The organism is Myxococcota bacterium (assembly GCA_035498015.1).
Taxonomy (GTDB): domain Bacteria; phylum Myxococcota_A; class UBA9160; order SZUA-336; family SZUA-336; genus VGRW01.
In genome coordinates this window covers 1-18,872 of the sequence record DATKAO010000038.1, presented here as the reverse complement: position 1 = coordinate 18,872, position 18,872 = coordinate 1, and the positions used below count along the sequence as shown (strand labels likewise).

The 18,872-nt window shown below is 70.4% G+C and carries 16 protein-coding genes; 8 read left to right on the top strand and 8 right to left on the bottom strand.

From position 1 onward, the window contains the following. Entirely contained in the window at positions 1-1,965 is a 1,965-nt protein-coding gene (gene acs, locus VMR86_03125; GenBank protein ID HTO06024.1) for an acetate--CoA ligase, read from the bottom strand. A gap of 8 nt (positions 1,966-1,973) precedes the next feature. Next, positions 1,974-3,284, bottom strand: coding sequence for an aminopeptidase P N-terminal domain-containing protein (locus VMR86_03120; protein HTO06023.1), 1,311 nt, complete (start codon positions 3,282-3,284; stop codon positions 1,974-1,976). A gap of 158 nt (positions 3,285-3,442) precedes the next feature. Here VMR86_03120 and VMR86_03115 point away from each other — a divergent pair, with 158 nt between their 5' ends. Genes VMR86_03115 through VMR86_03100 form a run of 4 tightly spaced genes read left to right on the top strand, consistent with a single transcriptional unit; the run spans position 3,443 to position 7,243 of the window. After that, positions 3,443-5,644 carry a thioredoxin family protein gene (locus VMR86_03115; protein ID HTO06022.1) on the top strand — a complete coding sequence of 734 codons (2,202 nt, stop codon included), beginning with the start codon at positions 3,443-3,445 and terminating at the stop codon, positions 5,642-5,644. Further along, on the top strand, positions 5,637-6,428 hold the full coding sequence (locus tag VMR86_03110) for a type II secretion system protein N (GenBank protein ID HTO06021.1): 792 nt from the start codon (positions 5,637-5,639) through the stop codon (positions 6,426-6,428). Before VMR86_03115 ends, VMR86_03110 begins: the two co-directional genes overlap by 8 nt. A gap of 20 nt (positions 6,429-6,448) precedes the next feature. Continuing rightward, positions 6,449-6,793, top strand: coding sequence for a VOC family protein (locus VMR86_03105; GenBank protein ID HTO06020.1), 345 nt, complete (start codon positions 6,449-6,451; stop codon positions 6,791-6,793). A 9-nt stretch (positions 6,794-6,802) separates the two neighbouring features. Next, on the top strand, positions 6,803-7,243 hold the full coding sequence (locus tag VMR86_03100; protein HTO06019.1) for a hypothetical protein: 441 nt from the start codon (positions 6,803-6,805) through the stop codon (positions 7,241-7,243). Here the strand turns inward: VMR86_03100 and VMR86_03095 are convergent. The 4 genes from VMR86_03095 to VMR86_03080 are packed head-to-tail and all read right to left on the bottom strand — an operon-like array spanning position 7,164 to position 10,296. Continuing rightward, positions 7,164-8,120 (bottom strand): FAD:protein FMN transferase, encoded by a 957-nt coding sequence (locus VMR86_03095; GenBank protein ID HTO06018.1) that lies wholly within the window; start codon positions 8,118-8,120, stop codon positions 7,164-7,166. The two genes, VMR86_03100 and VMR86_03095, sit on opposite strands and share 80 nt — an antisense overlap. Positions 8,121-8,126: 6 nt before the next feature. Beyond that, positions 8,127-9,365, bottom strand: coding sequence for a DUF3570 domain-containing protein (locus VMR86_03090; protein ID HTO06017.1), 1,239 nt, complete (start codon positions 9,363-9,365; stop codon positions 8,127-8,129). A gap of 38 nt (positions 9,366-9,403) precedes the next feature. Further along, positions 9,404-9,748, bottom strand: coding sequence for a DUF4266 domain-containing protein (locus tag VMR86_03085; GenBank protein ID HTO06016.1), 345 nt, complete (start codon positions 9,746-9,748; stop codon positions 9,404-9,406). Then, on the bottom strand, positions 9,745-10,296 hold the full coding sequence (locus VMR86_03080; GenBank protein ID HTO06015.1) for a TlpA disulfide reductase family protein: 552 nt from the start codon (positions 10,294-10,296) through the stop codon (positions 9,745-9,747). Before VMR86_03080 ends, VMR86_03085 begins: the two co-directional genes overlap by 4 nt. A gap of 296 nt (positions 10,297-10,592) precedes the next feature. Here VMR86_03080 and VMR86_03075 point away from each other — a divergent pair, with 296 nt between their 5' ends. The 4 genes from VMR86_03075 to VMR86_03060 all read left to right on the top strand — a co-directional run bounded on the left by VMR86_03075 (position 10,593) and on the right by VMR86_03060 (position 17,836). Next, a complete protein-coding gene (locus tag VMR86_03075; protein HTO06014.1) occupies positions 10,593-11,741 on the top strand; it encodes a hypothetical protein in 1,149 nt (382 codons plus the stop codon). A gap of 4 nt (positions 11,742-11,745) precedes the next feature. Next, positions 11,746-13,911, top strand: coding sequence for a LamG domain-containing protein (locus VMR86_03070; GenBank protein ID HTO06013.1), 2,166 nt, complete (start codon positions 11,746-11,748; stop codon positions 13,909-13,911). Positions 13,912-13,944: 33 nt separating this feature from the next. Further along, on the top strand, positions 13,945-15,435 hold the full coding sequence (locus VMR86_03065; protein HTO06012.1) for a hypothetical protein: 1,491 nt from the start codon (positions 13,945-13,947) through the stop codon (positions 15,433-15,435). A 157-nt stretch (positions 15,436-15,592) separates the two neighbouring features. Further along, complete coding sequence (locus tag VMR86_03060; GenBank protein HTO06011.1) at positions 15,593-17,836, top strand: secretin N-terminal domain-containing protein; 2,244 nt, start codon at positions 15,593-15,595, stop codon at positions 17,834-17,836. A gap of 1 nt (position 17,837) precedes the next feature. Here VMR86_03060 and VMR86_03055 read toward each other — a convergent pair whose 3' ends face one another. After that, a complete protein-coding gene (locus VMR86_03055; protein HTO06010.1) occupies positions 17,838-18,452 on the bottom strand; it encodes a hypothetical protein in 615 nt (204 codons plus the stop codon). Positions 18,453-18,494: 42 nt separating this feature from the next. Further along, a partial coding sequence (locus VMR86_03050) for a hypothetical protein (protein HTO06009.1) occupies positions 18,495-18,872 on the bottom strand: 378 nt, incomplete at its 5' end.

The following is an 18,872-nucleotide window of genomic DNA, read 5'->3' as shown; positions in this document are numbered from 1 at the left end:
TCAGTCTTCGTCCGAGGCGCGCAGCCTCGCCAGGACGGAGAAGTCCTCGAGTGTCGTCGTGTCTCCGGCCGACTCACGGCCCGCGGCGACGTCGCGCAGCAGCCTGCGCATGATCTTGCCGGAGCGCGTCTTCGGCAGCGCCTCGGCGAAGCGGACGTCGTCGGGCCGCGCGATCGGTCCGATCTCCTTCGCCACCCAGTTCTTGAGCTCCTGGCCCAGACCAGGATCGAACGGGACGCCGGCCTTCAGCGTGACGAAGCACACCACCGCCGTGCCCTTGATCTCGTCGGCGCGGCCCACGACCGCCGCCTCCGCCACCTTGGGGTTCGAGACCAGGGCGCTCTCGACCTCCATGGTCGACAGCCGGTGTCCCGCCACGTTCATGACGTCGTCGACGCGGCCCACCACCCAGAAATTCCCGCGCGGGTCGCGGCGCGAGCCGTCGCCGGTGAAGTAGGTGTTGTGGAACTTGGAGAAGTACTGCTCGGCGTAGCGCTTCGGGTCGCCCCACACGCCGCGCAGCATGCCCGGCCAGGGCTGGGTCAGCACGAGATACCCGCCCTCGTTGGGCCCGCACGGCTCGCCTCGCTCGTTCCACACCTCGGGGAAGATCCCGGGGAAGGGCAGCGTGGCGGAGCCGGGCGTCAGAGTCACTGCACCGGGCAGCGGGCTGATCAGGATCCCGCCGGTCTCGGTCTGCCACCAGGTGTCGACGATCGGGCAGCGGTTCTGGCCGATCGTGCGCCGGTACCACATCCAGGCCTCGGGGTTGATCGGCTCGCCGACCGTGCCCAGCAGCCGCAGTGAGTCGAGCGAGTGCTTCTTCACGTGCTGGTCGCCCCAGCGCATGAAGGTGCGGATCGCGGTGGGCGCGGTGTAGAAGATCGTCACCCGGTACTTGTCGATGATGCGCCAGAAGCGCTCCACGTCCGGGAAGTTGGGGGCGCCCTCGTACATGACCGAGGTCGCGCCGTTGGACAGGATGCCGTAGACCACGTACGAGTGACCGGTGATCCAGCCGATGTCGGCCGTACACCAGTAGGTGTCGGTCTCCTTCAGGTCGAAGATGTACTTCGACGTGACCGTGACGTGCGTGAGATAGCCGCCGGTGGTGTGCAGCACGCCCTTGGGCTTGCCGGTCGAGCCGCTGGTGTACAGGATGAAGAGCGGCGCCTCGGCGTCGAGCTTCTCGGGCTTGCACTCAAGGGAGGCCTCGGCCATGAGGTCGTGCCACCAGTGGTCGCGGCCCTCCTTGATCAGCACCTCGTGACCGGTGCGCTTGAACACGATCACGGCGTCGACGCTGGGCGTGGCGCTGAGCGCCTCGTCGACGATCGACTTCAGCTGCACGATCTGCCCGCGGCGCCAGCCGCCGTCGGCGGTGACCACCAGCTTGGCCTGCGCGTCGTTGATGCGGTCGCGCACGGAGTCGGCGGAGAAGCCGCCGAAGATGATCGAGTGGATCGCGCCGATGCGCGCGCAGGCCAGCATCGCGATCGCGAGCTCGGGCACGAGCGGCATGTACAGCACCACGCGGTCGCCCTTCTCGATCCCGCGCGCGCGCAGCACGTTGGCGAACTTGCACACCTCGCGGTGCAGGTCGCCGTAGGTCAGGACGCGCGAGTCACCGGGCTCGCCCTCCCACACGATCGCGGCCTTGTTCTTGCGCCAGGCGTTGGGGCCCTCGAGGTGCCGGTCGAGACAGTTGTAGCTGACGTTGGTCTTGCCGCCGATGAACCACTTCGCGAACGGCGGCTTCCACTCCAGCGTCTTGCGCCAGGGCGTGAACCAGTGCACGTGCTCCTTGGCGAGCCGCGCCCAGAATTTCTCGGGGCTCTTCGCGGCCTCCTTCACCCACGCCTTGTATTTCGCGGGCGGCAGGTTGGCTTGCTTGGCGAACTTCGCGTCGGGCGCGAACTGGCGCTTCTCCTTGAGAGTCGACTCGATCGAGTTCGCGTCCGCCATGGGGGTAGCTAGCTCCTCATCCAGGCCTCGACGTCGGCGATCTCCTTGGGGATCGCGGCCGTGAGGTTCTCGTGGCCGGTGGGCGTGATCACCACGTCGTCCTCGATGCGCACGCCGATGCCGCGCAGGTGCGGGGGGGACTTGGGCTCGGTCGAGCTGAAATACAGCCCGGGCTCGATCGTGAAGCACATGCCCGGCTCGAGCGGCCGCGGCTTGCCGTCGACGTAGTAGCTGCCGACGTCGTGCACGTCGAGTCCGAGCAGGTGGCCGGTCGAGTGCATGTAGAAGGGCCGGTACGCCTCGGTCTTGATCAGCTCGTCGACGTCGCCCGAGAGCGCGCCCAGCGCGATCAGGCCCAGCACGAGCTGGCGCAGCGCGGCGGCGTGGATCTCGGGCAGAGTGACTCCCGGCAGCACCGCGCGGAACGCCGCGCTCTGCGCGTCGAGCACCGCCTGGTACACGTCGCGCGCCACCCCCGTGAAACGGCCGCCCACGGGGTAGGTGCGAGTCACGTCCGACGCGTAGCCCTGCAGCTCGACGCCGGCGTCGATCAGCACGAGCTGGCCGGCCTCGAGCGCGTCGCGGTTCTCCACGTAGTGCAGGATGGTGGCGTTGTCGCCCGCGCCGACGATCGGGTTGTAGGCCGGGCCCGCGCCGCCGCCGCGCCGGAAGGCGCGCAGGAGCTCGGCCTCGAGCTCGTACTCGCGCACGCCGGGGCGGCACAGGTGCGCGGCGCAGTGGTGCGCCTCGGCCGAGATCGCCGACGCGCCGCGCATGATCTCGAGCTCGCCCGCCGACTTGCGCAGGCGCATGTCGTGGATCGCGTCGTGGGGCGAGAGAACCTCGCCCGGCGCAGTGACTCCGCGGCGCGCCCGCGCGCGCACGTCGGCCAGCGCCGCGACCACCAGGTCGTCGAGCGCCCGGTCGCGGCCGAAGCTGTGCCAGAGGCGCGGCCGGTTCTCGAGCAGCCCGGCGAGGCGCGTCGCGAGCTCCGCGATCGGGAATGACTCGTCGGCGCCGAAGCGGCTCACCGCGCCCTCGGTGCCGGGACGGCGCCCGTTCCAGGTCTCGAGCAGCGGATCGCGCGGCTGCACGAACAGCGTGAAGCGGCTCTGCGTGAACACCGCGACCGCCTCGGGCTGCTCCCAGCCGGTCAGATACCAGAGATCGGAGTCCTGACGGAAGGGGTAGTCCGTGTCGTGCGAGCGCATGCGCGGGCGCGCGCCGGCGACCAGCGCGACGCCTTCGCCGAGCTGACTCTGGAAGCGGCGCCGGCGGTCGCTGAGCTCGCCGCGCGAGATCGGGTCGAAGCTGGGCACGGATCCTCCCGTGGGTAGCGCGCGAGGTTACCAAGGCGGCGCGGCCACTTCACCCTTTCGGATCGTCGTTTCCCTCCGCCGACTTGCGCACGGAATGACCCGAGCTGAGCGTTCATGGATCACAAGCGCCGCCCCACGCCGCGCCGATGTGTTCCTGAATGGGAGCACCCGTCACTCGCCTGTGGCTGCTCGCCGCCGCCTGGGCGCTCTCTGCGCCGCTGGGCGCGCGCGCCGAGCCGCCGATCCCCGTGCCGCCCGCCGCGGTCGCCGTCTCCGGCTCCGACGACGTGAAGCCGCGCGTCGAGGTGCGGCTCTTGATCGACGCCACGCCCGCCCCGGGGCGGCTGGCGCGCGTGGGCGCGCTGTTCCACATGGACCCCGGCTGGCACGTGTACTGGCGCAACCCCGGAGACTCGGGCCTGGCCACGCGCGTGCGCTGGCAGGTGGATGGCGCCGAGCTCGGGCCGCTGGCCTGGCCCGCGCCCGAAGTGTTCCGCGACGAGGAGCTCGCCCAGTCGAGCTACGGCTACACCGACTCGGTGCTCCTGGCGAGTGACCTGGTGCGGCTCGCGCCCCCGGGCGGGCCGCGCGCCGTGCGGGTCGAGACCGACTTCCTCGTCTGCAAGGACCAGTGCATTCCCGGCCGCGTCTCGCTCTCGCGCGACCTCGACCGCGCGCTGGCGGGCTCCGGCTCGCCCGAGCTGGCGCGGCGCACGCACGCGCTGTTCGAGCGCTTCGCCGCGCGCGTGCCCCGGCCCGCGGCGGCGCTGGGCGTGGCGGTGGGTGTGAACGACGTGCAGCTGGCGGCGCGCGCGGGCGAGCCCGTGTCGGCGCGGCTCACGGTGCACCCGTGCGGCACGAGTGACTCGGGCGTCGAGTGCGGCGTGGAGTCGGCGGCGTTCATTCCCGAGGCCAGCGAGGGGCTCGCGTTCTCGGACACGACCAGCGGGCCAGCCACGCCCGGCGCGCGCGCGTTCACGCTCGCGGTCCTGGGCAAGTCACTCGCCGACCGGCTGCCCGACGCGCGCGTCGCGGGCGTGCTCGAGCTGCGCGAGAGTGGCGGCGGCGCGCGCTTCGTGCAGCTCGACCTGCCGCTCGCGGCCAGTGACTCGGCGGCTGGGGCATCGCACTCGCTCGGCTACGCGTTCGCGCTCGCGCTGCTCGGCGGGCTGATCCTGAACGGCATGCCGTGCGTGCTGCCGGTGCTGGCGCTCAAGGTGTTCGCGCTGGCCGACATCGGCCGGCAGAGCCGCCGCGAGACCGTCGCGCACGCGGCGGGCTACTTCGCGGGCATCGAGCTCACCATGCTGGCGCTCGCCGGCGTGGTGCTGGCGCTGCGCTCCGCGGGCACCTACGTGGGCTGGGGCTTCCAGTTCCAGGAGCCGCGCTTCACGCTGGCCATCACGCTGCTCCTGGTCGGCTTCGCGCTCAACCTGTTCGGCGTGTTCGAGATCGGCTCGCCGTCGTCGCTCGCCCACGTGGGTCAGAACGCGACCGGCGTGGGCCGGAGCTTCTTCGACGGGCTGCTGGCCGTGGTGCTGGCCACGCCGTGCACGGCGCCGTTCCTGGGCACGGCCGTGGGCTTCGCGTTCGCGGGCTCGGGAGTCACGATCGCGGCCATCTTCCTGGCGATCGGCTTCGGTCTGGCGGCGCCGGTGTGTCTGGTGGCGCTCGCGCCGGTGACTGCGCGCTTCATGCCGCGCTCGGGCCCGTGGATGGGCACGCTGCGCACGGGGCTGGGCTTCGCGCTGCTGGCGAGCGCGCTCTGGACGGTCTCGATCTTCGGCCGCACGGCGGGCGCCGATGCGCTCGCGGGCGCGCTCGGCCTGTGTCTCGCGCTCGCGCTCGCGTGCTGGCTCTACGGGCTGCAGCAAGCGTCGGACCGCGCGGGCCGCGGGCTCGCGCTCGCCGCCGGGGTCGCCGCGCTCGCGCTGTTCGTCGGGCGCCCGGTCTTCCGCGCGCAGGCCGCCGCGCCCGACCCGAGTCGCTCGGAGTCGGCTGCGGGCTGGCGCGCCTTCGACCGGCAGGCGATCGCCGCCGAGCTGCGCGAGGGCCGGCCGGTGTTCGTGGATTTCACAGCGGCCTGGTGTCTCACCTGCGCGCTGAACGAGCACACGGTGATCCGCGACGCGCGCGTGCAGGCCGAGCTGGCGCGCGGCGGCTTCGCGCTGTTCAAGGCCGACTGGACCCTGCGCGACGAAGGCATCCGCCAGGAGCTGGCGCGCTTCGGGCGCGCCGGCGTGCCCATGTATCTCGTCTACCGGCCCGAGTCACCCGCGGCGCCGCGCGTGCTCTCGGAGCTGCTCACGATCGACGCGCTGCTCGAGGCGCTGCAGCCCGGAGACGCCCGCGGTGCGTGACTCGCTGGCGCGGGCGGCGCTCGTGGCCGTGCTCTCGCTCGCGGCACTCGACGGCGCGCGCGCGGCCGAATCGCGTTCCGGCGCGCGCCTGCTCGGCACGATCGTCTCGAGCGACCCGCGCAGCTCGCAGGCCGTGATCAGCGTCGGCGGCAGCCAGCAGGTGGTGCGCATCGGCATGGACGTGGCCGGCGCCGAGGTGGTCGAGATCCAGCCCGAGGCGGTCGTGCTGCGCCGCCGCGGGCAGAACGAGACACTCACCCTGGCCAGTGTCTCGGTCGGCGCGGTCGGCGGCGGGGGCAGCCTGCCCGCGGCGCCCGCGCCCGCCGCCTACGGCCCCAATCCGCCGGCCAGCGCCCCGGGCGGACGCCCCGGCGCCGGAATCCCGAGCCGGCCCTCGGCCCGCGCCGCCAGCGGCGCTTCGGCGCGCCGCGGCGCCGCCAGCGCGCCCGGCTCCAAGCCGAGCGAGCGCGACCAGGCTCGGAGCAACGACCAGGTGCTCGCCGACCTGGCGGCTCAGGCGCGCTTCGCGCCGGTGATGGACAACGACGGCAAGCTGCGCGGCGTGGCGGTCATGAACATCATGCCCGACAGCATGATCGAGAGACTCGGCCTGCAGAGCGACGACGTGGTCGTGGCGATCCAGGGCACGCCGATCGACTCCAGCGGCCGCGCGATGAACGTGGCGCGCGGGCTGACCTTCAGCCAGCCGGTGAAGCTCGACATCGAACGCCATGGCATGCCCACCGTGGTCATCGTGCAGCCCGGGTCACTCCAGCGACCCTGACCGCAGCCGATAGTCGAGACATGTGGAGGGGGATCGCGCCTCAGCTGCCGGTGGCCGACGTGGCCCGCTCGCAGGCGTGGTACCGCGACGTGCTGGGGCTGGAGATCGCCTGGACGCGCGGCGAGAGCTTCGGCGCCATGCGCGGCCGCGGCGTCGAGCTCTTTCTCGCGCGCTCGGACGCGCCGCGCGCCTCCGCCACCTGCTGCGTGCTGGTCGACGACGCCGACTTCGCCTACGCGCTGTGCCGCGAGCGCAACGCCGACATCGAGGAGCCGATCGCGTCGACGCCCTGGGGCACGCGCGAGTTCTCGCTGCGCGACCCCGACGGCCACCTGCTGCGCATCGGACACTCGACCCGGCGCTAGAATCGCCGCGTGGTTCGCCGGATCGTCCTCGGGCTCGCAGGCAGCGTTGCGCTCGCCGCCTGCGCTCCGCCCCACCAGGGCTTCTTCCAGTTCGCCGAGATCCCCGCGCCGCCGGAGCGCGCCTGCGTGCGCGAGGTCGCGCAGTCGGTGGCCGATCCGGGCTCGGTATCCGAGCGCGACGAGCGCGGCGACTGGATCGTGGAGTATCTGCGCGGCGGCACGAGATACGGCATGCAGGTCTCTCCCCGCGGCACGCCGCCGTTCTTCGCGCACTACGGCTGGGCCGAGCGCGACGCGCCGGTCGCGCTGCTGGGACGCATGCGCGACCAGATGCGGGAAGTCACGCTCCTGGTCCAGAGCCGCTGCGGAGTCACGGACCTCGCGAAGCGCGTGAAGGAGCAGTGCGCCGGGGTGCACTGCCCGGAGCTCGGGAAGCCAGGGACCCGCTGACTCGCCCGTCCTCGTCCACGCGCAGGCTCGGCAGGCCGAGGCCATCGAGGAAGCGTTCGCCTTCGGGCGCGCCCTTTAGCAGCGCGATGGTCGTGGCCGTGCCCGCCACGAGACACTGCGGAGCGATCACGCTCGCGCTGCGCAGGCCGCGCACGGGCCAGCCGGTGCGCGGGTCGAGGATGTGCGTGTAGCGCACGCCGTCGACCACCATGCAGCGCTCGTAGTCGCCGCTGGTGGCCAGCCCGTGGTCTACGAGCGGCAGGCTGGCGAGCGCGCGCTCCGGCGCGCGCGGGTCGCGGATGCCCACGAGCCAGGGGCGGCCGTCGGGGTGCGGGCCGATCGCGCGCAGGTCGCCGCCCAGGTCGACCAGGCCATGGCGCACGCCGCGCGCGCGACACAGATCGCTGACGGCGTCGACTGCCCACTCCTTGCCGAAGCCGCCGAAGTCGAGCTCCATGCCCGCGACCGGCAGCACGATGCGCGGCCGGCGCCAGCGCACGCGCGCCCAGCCCACGCGCGAGAGCGCGTCGGCCACCTCGTCCTGCTGCGGCACGCGGCCCGACTTGAAGTCCCAGACCTTGCGCAGGCTGCCCGAGGTCACGTCGAACAGCCCGCCGCTGTGCTGCCAAGCGGTGGCGGCGTAGTCCAGGAGCTTCGCGGTCTCGTCGTCGACCTCGACCCCGCGCGAGTCACCCGAGCTCCGGTTGATCTCGCTCACCACGCTGTCGTCGCGGTAGCGCGAGTACTTGCGCTCGATGCGCAGCACCAGCGCCCGGGCCGCCTCGGCCACGGCGTCGACCTCGCCGCGCGACTCACCCCACAGGTGCAGCTCGCACGGGCTGCCCAGCGCTCGGAACGGGTAGTGGCCGAGCAGCATCGGCCGCTAGAACTTGGCGTCTATTCCGACGCTGAAGACGGTGAAGCTGACCAGGCCCGGCGCGGCCACCGACACGCTGGTGAGCGAGAAGTCTCCGCTCGACAGGTAGCGCTCGACCGAGACGTTCCCGCGCCACTCGATGTCGCGGAACCAGGGCGTGTGGAACAGATACTCGGCCTTGACGCCGAACGACAGCGCGCCGTACGCCGACAGCCGGTAGTCGCTCGACATGTTCTCCGGCGCCTTCTGCCCGAACTTCAGGTACGGCACGTAGAAGTCCGACTTGCTCTGCGAGTAGTAGCGGACGTGCGGCGCGATCTGCAGCGAGTCACCGAAGCTCTGGTACCAGTCGAGCTCGCCGGTGTGCGACGAGATCCCCCAGGTGTCGATGTAGTACTGGTACGACAGGTGGATCGTCGACTCGGTCTCCTCGAGGTGCCGGTTGAAGCGCGCGAGGAAGGCGAACTGGTGGCGCGAGTCCGGCCGGAAGTCGCCGTAGTTCTGCACGCCGCCGATCTGGAACACCTGCTTGTACGGGTCCGAGAGATAGCCGCGGTTGTAGTTGTAGGTGAAGCTGCCTTCCAGGATCGAGCGCCGGTCGAAGACCTGCGACAGGCCCACGAAGCCCGAGTAACTCTGCTTCGACTTGTAGTCGGGGCGCGTCGGGTACTTGTCGGCGTCGGTGGGCTGGATGGTGTCGAACGACGAGCCCAGGCCGCCGGACAGCGTGGTGTTCTTCTCGTTGAAGTGCAGCTCGCCATCGGTGTTGAAGGAGAGCGCCGTGTAGTCGTTCTCCTTCGAGTAGCCGCCGCCGAAGCCCAGGCGGCCCTCGTCGGTGTAGTAGTTGCCGTGCAGCGAGAGGTCGTTGCGCGTGTCCTGGATGGTCGCGCCCGACATGATCTGGATCGGTGAGCCGGCCGCGTCGGGCGTGGTGTACCAGGGGCTCGCGCCGGTCATGGTCTCGTGCGTGACCAGCATCGACATGTCGAGCCACTCGGTGATCGGCGCGGCGAGCGAGGCCTGCTGGGTCTGGATGTCGTAGCGCTTGCGCTCGCCGCCGGGGATGGTCTTCGAGCTCTCGAGCTTGTCCTCGGAGTAGGTCGAGAAGCTGTAAGAGGTCTCGTAGTGGTCGATGGCCGTGTCGGCCGAGGCCTTGCCGGCCGCGCCGAGCAGCGCGAGCGCGCTCGAGGTCAGCGCGCGCAGCGCCGCGCGTTCCCGGCGGCTCTCCCTGCGAGAGCGTCTCATCTCACCACCCCTCCGTCGCGGTCCCGGTCACTCGGCTGCTAGTTGCAGCCGCAGCCCCCGCCGCCGGCGCTGCCGCCGGGCATCGAGGCTTCCTTGCTGAAGAACGTGTGATTGCGCCGCGCCGCCTCGAGCGCGTCCGGATCCCAGGCCATGTCGTGGCGCGCCAGGACCGCGCGCTCCCAGGGCTTCACGCGCACCAAGAAGTCGTGCTCGAGCGCGATCGTCACGTAGCTCTTGGGGCTCTCCGTGTATTCGTCGAAGGCCGGGAAGTCCGGGAGCTTCACGTCGGACCACCACTTGTCCCACTGCCAGCCCAGGCTCGCGCAGCCGCTCTGCGACACGAGACACAGCCCCAGCAGTGCGGCGCGAGTGAGTCTCTTCATCGCTTGGCCTCGGGCGAAGCCGGCAGCGCGGGCGAGCCCAGCAGCGCGCGGATCTCGTTGCGCAGGCCCTCGACGTCGCTGGCGCGGAAGCCGGCGTGCACGTAACGAACGACGCCGTTGCGGTCGATCAGATAGGAGGTCGGCATGGTCTTGAGCCCGTAGGTCGCGGGCAGCCGGCCCTCGGGGTCCGAGACGCTCGGGTAGCCGACCTTGCGCCGCTCGAGGAAGGCCTTGGCCTTGCTCGGGTCCTGGTCGACGTTGATCGCCAGCACCTGGAACTGGTCCGCGGGGAACTCGTTGCGCAGTGATTCGATCACCGGCATCGCGCTCTGGCACGGCCCGCACCACGAGGCCCAGAAGTCGAGGAACACCACCTTGCCCTTGTAGGCGGAGAGACTCAGGGTCGAGTCACCCTCCAGGGCGTGCGCCGAGAAGGACGGGGCGGTCTGCCCGGCCTCGACGGCCCGCGCCGCGCCGGGCGCGAGCCCGAACGCCAGCAGGGCGGCGGAAAGCAACAGCGCGCGGACGAGTCCTCGGTTCTTGCACATGGATTGCCGGCCTCTTCGTGAGACTGCGATTCCGTGTTCATCGACCGAATTGGCGTGGGGCTTGTGACTCGCCTCACCGCAGTTGCACGGAGCTTTCCGAGCAGCAGGCGCGCAACTCCGGCCCTATCTGCAGGGCCGGGTTCGCTGTCGCCAATTTGGTGACCTGTCTCACGAAGGTGACGTGTGCGCCAGGCCGATGAGTGGGTCCGAGCGCAATCGGTGCACAGACGCCGACACGTGCGCCAGGAGCAGTGATGGATCGCCTTTCGAGTTTGTGCAGCCGGGGAGCCGGCGCGGTGCTGGCGTTGAGCCTGACCGTGCTCTTCGCCCAGTCCGCGGTTGCCGGCCCTACCGAGCGGGACCAGGCCAAGCGCATCCACGACCGCATCGTGGGTGCGCCGCCCTCGGACGCCGTGCTGTCGACCATGGAGTCTCAGATCGTCGGCGGTGACCCGATCGCCGCCGCCTACACCGCCATGGCCGACCCCACCTTCTACAACTCGGCGCTGAAGAACTTCGCGGCGCCTTGGACGAACGTGCCGCGGTCGGTGTTCGTGGACCTGAACGACTACACCGCCACGGTGATCGGCATGATCCGCGACGACGTCCCGTTCAACACGGTGCTGTCGGCGGACCTGATCTACGTGGCGCCCAACGGCGTGGTTTCCGCGCCGTACTCGCCGACCGACAACAACCACTATCTGCAGCTCCAGCAGCAGATGGTGGACCTGTCGAACCCGGCCAACCTGCACGGCGTGCCGCAGTCCACGCTGCCGGGCGCGCAGATCATGTCGACCGAGGCGGCGGGCGTGATCACGACCCGCGCCGGCGCCCAGGCCTACTTCTCGGCCGGCACCAACCGCCGCATGTGGCGCTTCACCGCGATCAACTTCCTGTGTCGCGACATGGAGCAGCTGAACGACATCACCCGGCCCGCGGACTACATCCGCCAGGACGTGACGCGCAGCCCGGGCGGTGACTCGCGCATCTTCCACAACACCTGCGTGGGCTGTCACTCGGGCATGGACGCGCTCGCGGGCGCGTTCGCCTACTACCAGTGGGACGACCAGGCCATGCGCATGGTGTTCACGCGCGGCCAGGTGCAGCCCAAGTTCCTGATCAACGCGACGAACTTCCCCGGCGGACACGTCACCACCGACGACACCTGGTGGAACCTGTGGCGCGTGGGGCCGAACTCGAACCTGGGCTGGCGCGGCCCGAACGCCATGGGTCACGGCGCGCAGACACTCGGCCAGGAGGTCGGCATGAGCCGCGCCTTCTCCGAGTGCCAGGTGCAGAAGGTCTTCACGCGCGTGTGTCAGCACGCGCCTCAGTCGGCCGCGGACTTCACGGCGGTCTCACAGATCGCCGACGTGTTCGAGGCCAACAACTACAGCATGAAGCGGGTCTTCGCGGAGACCGCCGCGTATTGCATGGGGAACTAAGCCGATGACCACGCGAAAAGCAGTCATTCTCACGGCGCTGGCCCTCGCCCTCGTGGCGGCGGGCTGCGGCGGTGGCGGCGGAAGCGGCGACGGCCGCTCGATCGGTGCGGCCCCGACCAACGCGAACGAAGGCGGCAGCGGCACCGGCGGCGCCGGCGTCGGCATCGGCGTGCCCGGCGGCGGCGGCGCCGCGGGCGAGGCCGCGTTCGAGGCCGGTGTCTACGTACTGACTCGCAAGTACTGCGTGCAGTGTCACGCGGGCTCGGGCCCGGGCTTCCCGCACATCGCCCACCCCGACCCGGAGACTGCGTTCCGCGCGGTGGTCGACAACCAGAAGGTGCAGCTGCTCAACCCGGGCCGTTCGCGCCTCGTGCGCCGGCTCGCGGACGACAAGCACTTCTGCTGGAGCAACTGCGACTCGAACGCGGCCGACATGCAGGCCGCGATCCAGGCCTGGGCCGACGCGGTGGTCAGCACGACCCCGCCCGACCCGAACGACCCGAACGCCGTGACTCCGCAGGGCGTGGTCACCAGCGAAGGCCGCACCTTCCTGAACGCCACGCGCATGGACAGCGGGCGCTTCCAGGGCGGCATGATCGCGCACTGGAAGTTCGAGGAAGGCACCGGGACGATCGCCTCGGACAGCGCGACGGTGGGCCCGACCATGAACCTGACCCTGTCGGGTGACTACGCCTGGCAGTCCGGCGGCGGCGTGGCGTTCACCAAGGGCGCCGCGATGGCCGATCCGAACGACGCGGTGAAGATCTACAACGAGATCGCCTCGGGCAGCGGCTCGCAGGAGTACTCGATCGAGGCCTGGGTGATTCCGGCGAACACCACGCAGGGCACGGTCGACGCGCCCGCGCGCATCCTGAGCTATGGCGGCGGCGGCGACAAGCACAACGTCATGCTGGGCCAGGCGATGTATCAGTACGTGGCGCGCAACCGCTCCAAGTCGATGAAGGTCGACGCGAACGGCATGCCGCAGTTCGCGACCAACCCCGACGACCAGGACCTGCAGGCCAACCTGCAGCACGCCGTGCTGACTTACGACCAGACGCACGGCCGGCGCATGTACGTGAACGGCGTCTTCACCGACGACGCCGACGCCACGGGCGCCGACCTGCTCGTCAACTGGAACCCGACTTACAACTTCTCGATCGGCAGCGAGACCAACGGCTCGCGCCGCTGGGCGGGCGTGGTCAAGTCCGTGGCGATCTTCAAGGCCGCGCTGACCGACGCGCAGATCATGCAGAACTACCTCGCGGGCGCGAGTCAGAAGTTCACGCTGCGCTTCGGCCTGGACACGGCGCTGGGCAACGGCTCCTGGATCCAGTTCCAGGTGAGTGAGTTCGACGCGTACAGCTACCTGTTCTGCGCGCCGCTGCTCAACGCCCAGGGCAAGAGCAATTTCTCGGTGCAGACCATCCGCATCGCAGTGAACGGCGTCGCGCCGGTCGCCAGCCAGAGCTTCCGCACCCTGAACATCCCGATCACGAGCGGCGGTCAGACGCAGCTTTCGAACCAGTGCCAGGTCGTGCCCAAGGACCTGGGCGCCGACCAGGACACGTTCTTCGTGTTCTTCGACACGCTGGGCTCGAACAGCCTGCCGATCGCGGACCTCGGTCCGAACCCGCCGCCGGCTCCGGGTCCGGCGACGCCCTTCCCGGGCATCGGCGTGCGCGACTTCGCCGAGATCAACGACACCATGTCGAAGCTCACCGGCGTGACTCAGTCGAACACGACCGTGCGCGGCACCTTCGGCGACGTGATCACGCAGCTGCCGGTCGGCAACGACCCGTTCAGCTTCGTGTCCGCGCAGCAGGTCGGCATCGCACGCCTGTCACTCGACTATTGCGACCAGATGGTCGAGACGCCGGCGCTGCGCAACGCGATGTTCCCCGGCTTCGACTTCACGGCGACCGCGGACGTGGCGTTCAACTCGCAGGCCAAGCGCGACCTGATCATCGACCCGCTGGTCGACAAGATGTTCGGCACGGGCCTGAACGATCAGCCGGCGCAGACCGACGTGCGGCCGGTGCTGAACACGCTGTTCGATCAGCTCACGGCTGGCTGCACGGCGGCGACCTGCCCGGCGGGCACGACGCGCAACGTCGTCAAAGGCGTGTGCTCGGCGGTGCTGTCCAGCGGCGCCATGCTGATCAACTGAGATTTCGATTCGAGACTCTGAGAGGACACTGGGATGAAGACTCGAAAACACCCCGATTCGCCGCTCTACCTGTGCGAACACCCGCGGCCGGTGACTCGCCGGCAGATGCTGGCGCAGGGCTTCCTGGGCGGCCTGGGCCTGGTCATGGCGCCGACCGTGCTCGGCATGTTCGGCGCGCGCTCGGCCAACGCGCAGACCTTCGTGTGCTCGGTGCGCGCGGGCGCGGGCCTGGTGCCGTTCATCGTGCTCGACCTGGCGGGCGGCGCGAACGTCGCAGGCTCCAACGTGCTGGTGGGCGGCCCCGGCGGGCAGCTCGACCTGCTCACCGCCTCGGGCTACTCGAAGCTCGGCCTGCCCTCGAGCATGACGCCGGGCAACGCGAACCAGGTGAACACCGAGTTCGGCCTGGCCTTCCACGCCGACAGCGCGTTCCTGCGCGGCATGCAGTCGAAGACCGCGACCACCACGCGCGCCAACGTGAACGGCACCATCTTCGTGGCCCGCTCCGACAACGACACGGGCAACAACCCGCACAACCCGATGTACGGCATCAACAAGGCGGGCGCGAACGGCGACCTGGTCGCGCTGGTCGGCACCGACCCGAGTGACTCGGGCGGAAACTCGGCCGCGCCCATGAGTCAGATCGACCCCACCGTGCGGCCGACCACGATCACGTCGGCCAAGGACGCGACGGGCCTGGTCGACACCGGCCAGCTCGTGTCACTGCTCAACCAGACGCAGGCGGGCCAGGTCGCCAAGGCGGCCGAGGACATCACGGCGCTCAAGCTCACCAAGATCGCCGAGGATCCGAACCTCGAGGAGCTCGTGCACTGCGGCTACGTGCAGACCACGGACCTGATCTCGAAATTCGGCAACCCCGACGTGGTGAATCCGAACCTCGACACCGACATCGTCGGCACCGGCACCTCGATCTTCACGGCGGCCGACATGAACCAGGGCCGCTTCCAGAAGACCGCGGCGGTGATGAAGCTCGTGGTCCAGGGCTACGCGGGCGCGGGCACGATCGAGAACGGCGGCTACGACTACCACGACGGCACGCGCGCCACCGGCGAGGACCGCGACTTCCAGGCGGGCCAGATGATGGGCGCCATGCTCGAGTACGCCGCGCGCAAGGCGACCCCGCTCATGCTCTACGTGATCACCGACGGGTCACTCGCCTCGAACGGCCAGATCGACAACTCGACCGGCGGCCGCGGCAAGGGTCAGTGGACGGGTGACAACTCGGACACGGCGGCGACCTTCATGCTGGTCTACAGCCCGACCGCCCGCCCGGCCATGACGACCGCGACCGCGCACCAGATCGGCTACATGCGACCGGACGCATCGGTCGAGACCGCCGCCACGCCGATCGCGAACAACGTCGAGCTCCTGGCGCAGGCCGCGGTGCTCAACTACCTGGCCATCCACAACCGCGTGGGTGACTTCGCGAGCGTGCTGCCGATGAACGGCCTGGGCTCGGGCGCCGCACTGGACGCGCTCGTCGCCTTCCAGCCCATCGTGTGAGCTACGTTCGCCTGCGGCTCACTGCGCGCGGCTGACAGATGATCGCGTGGGCACCCGACCCACGCTCCGGCGCTTGCGGGCCTCGCGGAGGGCGGGGCTTCGCTCGGCCTGACTGGGGCGTGGTAGCCGGCTGCGGCTGCGGCGGTACTCTCGCGGCATGCTGCGGTTCTGGCTGGCGTTCTGCCTCGCGCTCGCGCCGGCCGTGCTGCGCGCGCAGGAGCCTCCGCCCATCTCGGACGCGGGCGACGATCAGCTCCTGCTGAACTTCCGCGACGCGCAGCCCGGCGCGATCATCGAGTCGATCGCACGCGCGACTCACACGAGCTTCATCGTCGACCCCGGCATGCGCGGCAACCTGACGATCGCGCTCGAGGACAAGGTGAGCCGCGCCGAGGCGCTCGAGGTGCTGAACGCAGCCCTCTTGTCGATCGGCTACGCGCCGGTGCCGCGGCCCGGCGGGGGCTTCACGGTGCTGCCGATCGAGGCCGCGAAGGGCAGCGCGCCCTGGGCACACCGCTCGGTGTCGGAGCAGTCGGAGCGCATGCTCACCACCATGGTGCGTCTGACTTCGGCCAACGCGGCCGACCTGGCCAAGCTGCTGGCGCCGTCGGACCGCTCGAGCCTGGTCATCCCCTACCCGCCGACCAACAGCCTGATCATCGCGGCGGCGGAGGACCGCATCGCCTATCTGCTCGAGCTCATGCGCGCGCTCGACCAGTCCGCCGCGACGCGGATCCAGGTGATCCCGCTGCGCTGGGCCGACGCCGGCCAGGTGGCCACGCAGCTCGACACCGTGTTCGAGCCGGGCAAGAGCGGCAAGAACGACACGCGGCCCGAGGTGCCGTTCAAGGTGGTGGTCGACCCGCACACCAACTCGCTGATCGTCCAGTCACGTCCCGCGCGCCTGGCCGAGGTGCGGAAGTACGTCGAGCTGATCGACGTGCCCAAGCGCTCGAACAGCAAGGTGCACGTGGTGCGCGTGATGAACGCCGACGCCAGCCAGCTCGCGCAGCAGCTGTCGAGTATTTCGCTGGGTGAGCCGCCGCGCACGAGCGTGGCGGGCGCGAGCTCGGTCGCGCGCACGGCTTCGGTCAGCCAGCTGCCCGGCAAGACCTTCACGGTCACGGCGGACCCGGCGACGAATTCGCTCCTGATCTTCGCCGACGCGGGCACCTTCGCGCTGCTGTCCGAGGTGATCGCCGAGATCGACCGCATCCCCGCGCGCATCGCGATCGAGGCGCACGTGTGGGACGTGCAGACGACTCACGCGCTCGACCTCGGCTTCGACGCGCTCCTGCCGCTGCTCATCCCCGACAGCGTGAACGACGTGGTGGCGTTCGCGGCCTTCGGCAACCCCGCGCCGCTGATCCAGCAGGAAGTCACCAAGGCGGGCCCGTTCCTGGCCCGCTTCACGCGCAAGCCGCTGCTCCTGCCGGTGATCGGCCCCGACGGCACGCCGACCACGATCGTCGCGCCCGCCGGCGGCGCGCAGTTCACGGCCGCCCAGGGCGAGGTGCAGTTCAGCGCGCTGTCGAGCCCGTATCTGCTCGCCGCGAGCGGCGAGGAGCAGCACGTCTTCGCGGGCGAGAACGTGCCCATCCCGGTCACGAACGGCGCGGCGAACACCTCCGCGACGGGCAGCCAGACACCGCCGCCCAGCACCAGCACGACCACGCCCGGCGTGGTGTCGAGCGCCTTCCAGACCAATCTCAACATCACGCGCCAGGACCTGGGGATCGATCTGCGCGTGAAGCCGGTCTCGGTCTCCGACGACCTGGTGCTGGTCGAGGTCGCGGTCGAGGTCTCCGCGGTCGCCGCGACCGCGTCGACCTCCGGGGCGAACGACATCGGACCCACGGTGAACAAGATCCGCTTCGAAGCCACGCTGCGGCTCAGCGACGGCTCGGTCGTGCTGGTCGCCTCGGCGCCGCACGACGAGACCACGAACGACGCCGAGCTCGTGCCCTGGTTCGGGCACATCCCCGTGCTCGGCTGGCTGTTCAGGTCGACGAGTGACCGCGTGCAGCGCCGCCGGCTCGTGATCTCGCTGCAGGCCACGCAGCTGCACTCGCCGTCGGAAGAGCGCGCGGAGCAGATGGAGCGCACGCTGGCGTTCCAGCGCCGCAACCAGCGCATCCAGCCGCTGCGCTCACTCGTGACCGAGCCCTATGCGCTGCTGGTCGCCACGCGCGACAGCCGCGAGGCCGCGGAGAAGCTCCTGCCCGAGATCTCCGACCTGCCCGGCGACCCGCTGGTGGTCGAGTGGAACGAGTTCGGCGCGCAGCGCTACGACGTGTATCTCACGGGCTTCCGCGAGATCGCGTCACTCGGCTACGAAGCGGTGCGGCTGCGCGAGCGCGGCTTCACTCCGCGGCTCGAGATCGCCGGAGTCCCGCAGTAGCTCAGGCGGGCTGCGGCGCGGTGCGCGGCTGGCTGGCTTCCTGGCGCTCCTCGAAGGCGCGGTGCAGACCGACGACCTCGTCCAGGCAGCGCAGGAGGCGCCCGTAGATGCGCAGGCGCAGCGCCTCGAGCAGCGCGTAGCCCAGAAGCGCGCAGATCGTGGAGATCAGCGCGAGGCCCAGCGCCCCGAGCTCGAGCGGCGTGCCCTGGATGTGCTTCGAGACCATGAGCACGAGCATGCCGACCGCGTTGCCGGTGAGGCCCACGGGCGGCAGCAGGTTCGCGTACATGCCGATCGGGCGCGCGTAGTTCGACTCGTACTCGTGCACCACGTACTGCTTGGTGGCGTCGACCACGAAGTCGCTCGACACCTCGCGCGCCTCCTTCGAGCGCAGTGACTTGGTGAGCACGCGCAGCATGAGCAGCGCGAGCGAGTCACCCGGGTCCTTCGGGCCGTACTGCAGCACCTTCTCCAGCCCCGCGCGCGTGTAGTGGCGCGTGGCGCGGCGCGCGCGCAGGGCCAGCGCGAGGCCGCGCCAGAGCGGGACGCAGATCGCCATGAGCGAGAGCACGCTCATGAACGCGACCATGGTGACTTGACTCGAGGGTAGGGCCATCGCGATTTCCTCTGAAGTTCCGGTGCGGGTGAGGCGTGCGCTCTAGGTGCGTTCGCGCAAGAGCTTGAGCGCCTTGCCGAGCGGGCTCTCGGAGCCCAGCGGGTAGTGGACCAGCATGTCGTCGCGGCCCTTGTAGCGGCTCACGATCTCGTCGAGCGTCTTCTTGGCGCGGCTGCCGTCGTTCATGCGGATCAGCACGTCGGCCTTGGCCAGGCGCAGGTCGGCGTCGAGTCCCCAGAGCTCGGGGTGGCGGCTCTGCCACTCGCCGTCGAGCAGCGGGTCGAGGTGCATGTTCATGTAGGAGCCGATGAAGAACGCCAGCGCGTTGGTGGTCGTGCGGTCGCTGCGCTCCTGTGAGTCGCGCAGCGCGGTCTGGAAGTGCACGAGGTCCTTCCACATGCGCGTCATGTTCTCGCGCCG

Excerpts from the sequence above, each read along its gene's own strand:
- VMR86_03065 (HTO06012.1), top strand. The coding sequence starts at position 13,945 with ATGAAGACTCGAAAACACCCCGATTCGCCGCTCTACCTGTGCGAACAC.
- VMR86_03080 (HTO06015.1), bottom strand. The coding sequence starts at position 10,296 with ATGTGCAAGAACCGAGGACTCGTCCGCGCGCTGTTGCTTTCCGCCGCC.
- acs (HTO06024.1), bottom strand. The coding sequence starts at position 1,965 with ATGGCGGACGCGAACTCGATCGAGTCGACTCTCAAGGAGAAGCGCCAG.
- VMR86_03095 (HTO06018.1), bottom strand. The coding sequence starts at position 8,120 with ATGCTGCTCGGCCACTACCCGTTCCGAGCGCTGGGCAGCCCGTGCGAG.
- VMR86_03090 (HTO06017.1), bottom strand. The coding sequence starts at position 9,365 with ATGAGACGCTCTCGCAGGGAGAGCCGCCGGGAACGCGCGGCGCTGCGC.
- VMR86_03115 (HTO06022.1), top strand. The coding sequence starts at position 3,443 with ATGGGAGCACCCGTCACTCGCCTGTGGCTGCTCGCCGCCGCCTGGGCG.
- VMR86_03055 (HTO06010.1), bottom strand. The coding sequence starts at position 18,452 with ATGGCCCTACCCTCGAGTCAAGTCACCATGGTCGCGTTCATGAGCGTG.
- VMR86_03060 (HTO06011.1), top strand. The coding sequence starts at position 15,593 with ATGCTGCGGTTCTGGCTGGCGTTCTGCCTCGCGCTCGCGCCGGCCGTG.
- VMR86_03085 (HTO06016.1), bottom strand. The coding sequence starts at position 9,748 with ATGAAGAGACTCACTCGCGCCGCACTGCTGGGGCTGTGTCTCGTGTCG.
- VMR86_03070 (HTO06013.1), top strand. The coding sequence starts at position 11,746 with ATGACCACGCGAAAAGCAGTCATTCTCACGGCGCTGGCCCTCGCCCTC.
- VMR86_03105 (HTO06020.1), top strand. The coding sequence starts at position 6,449 with ATGTGGAGGGGGATCGCGCCTCAGCTGCCGGTGGCCGACGTGGCCCGC.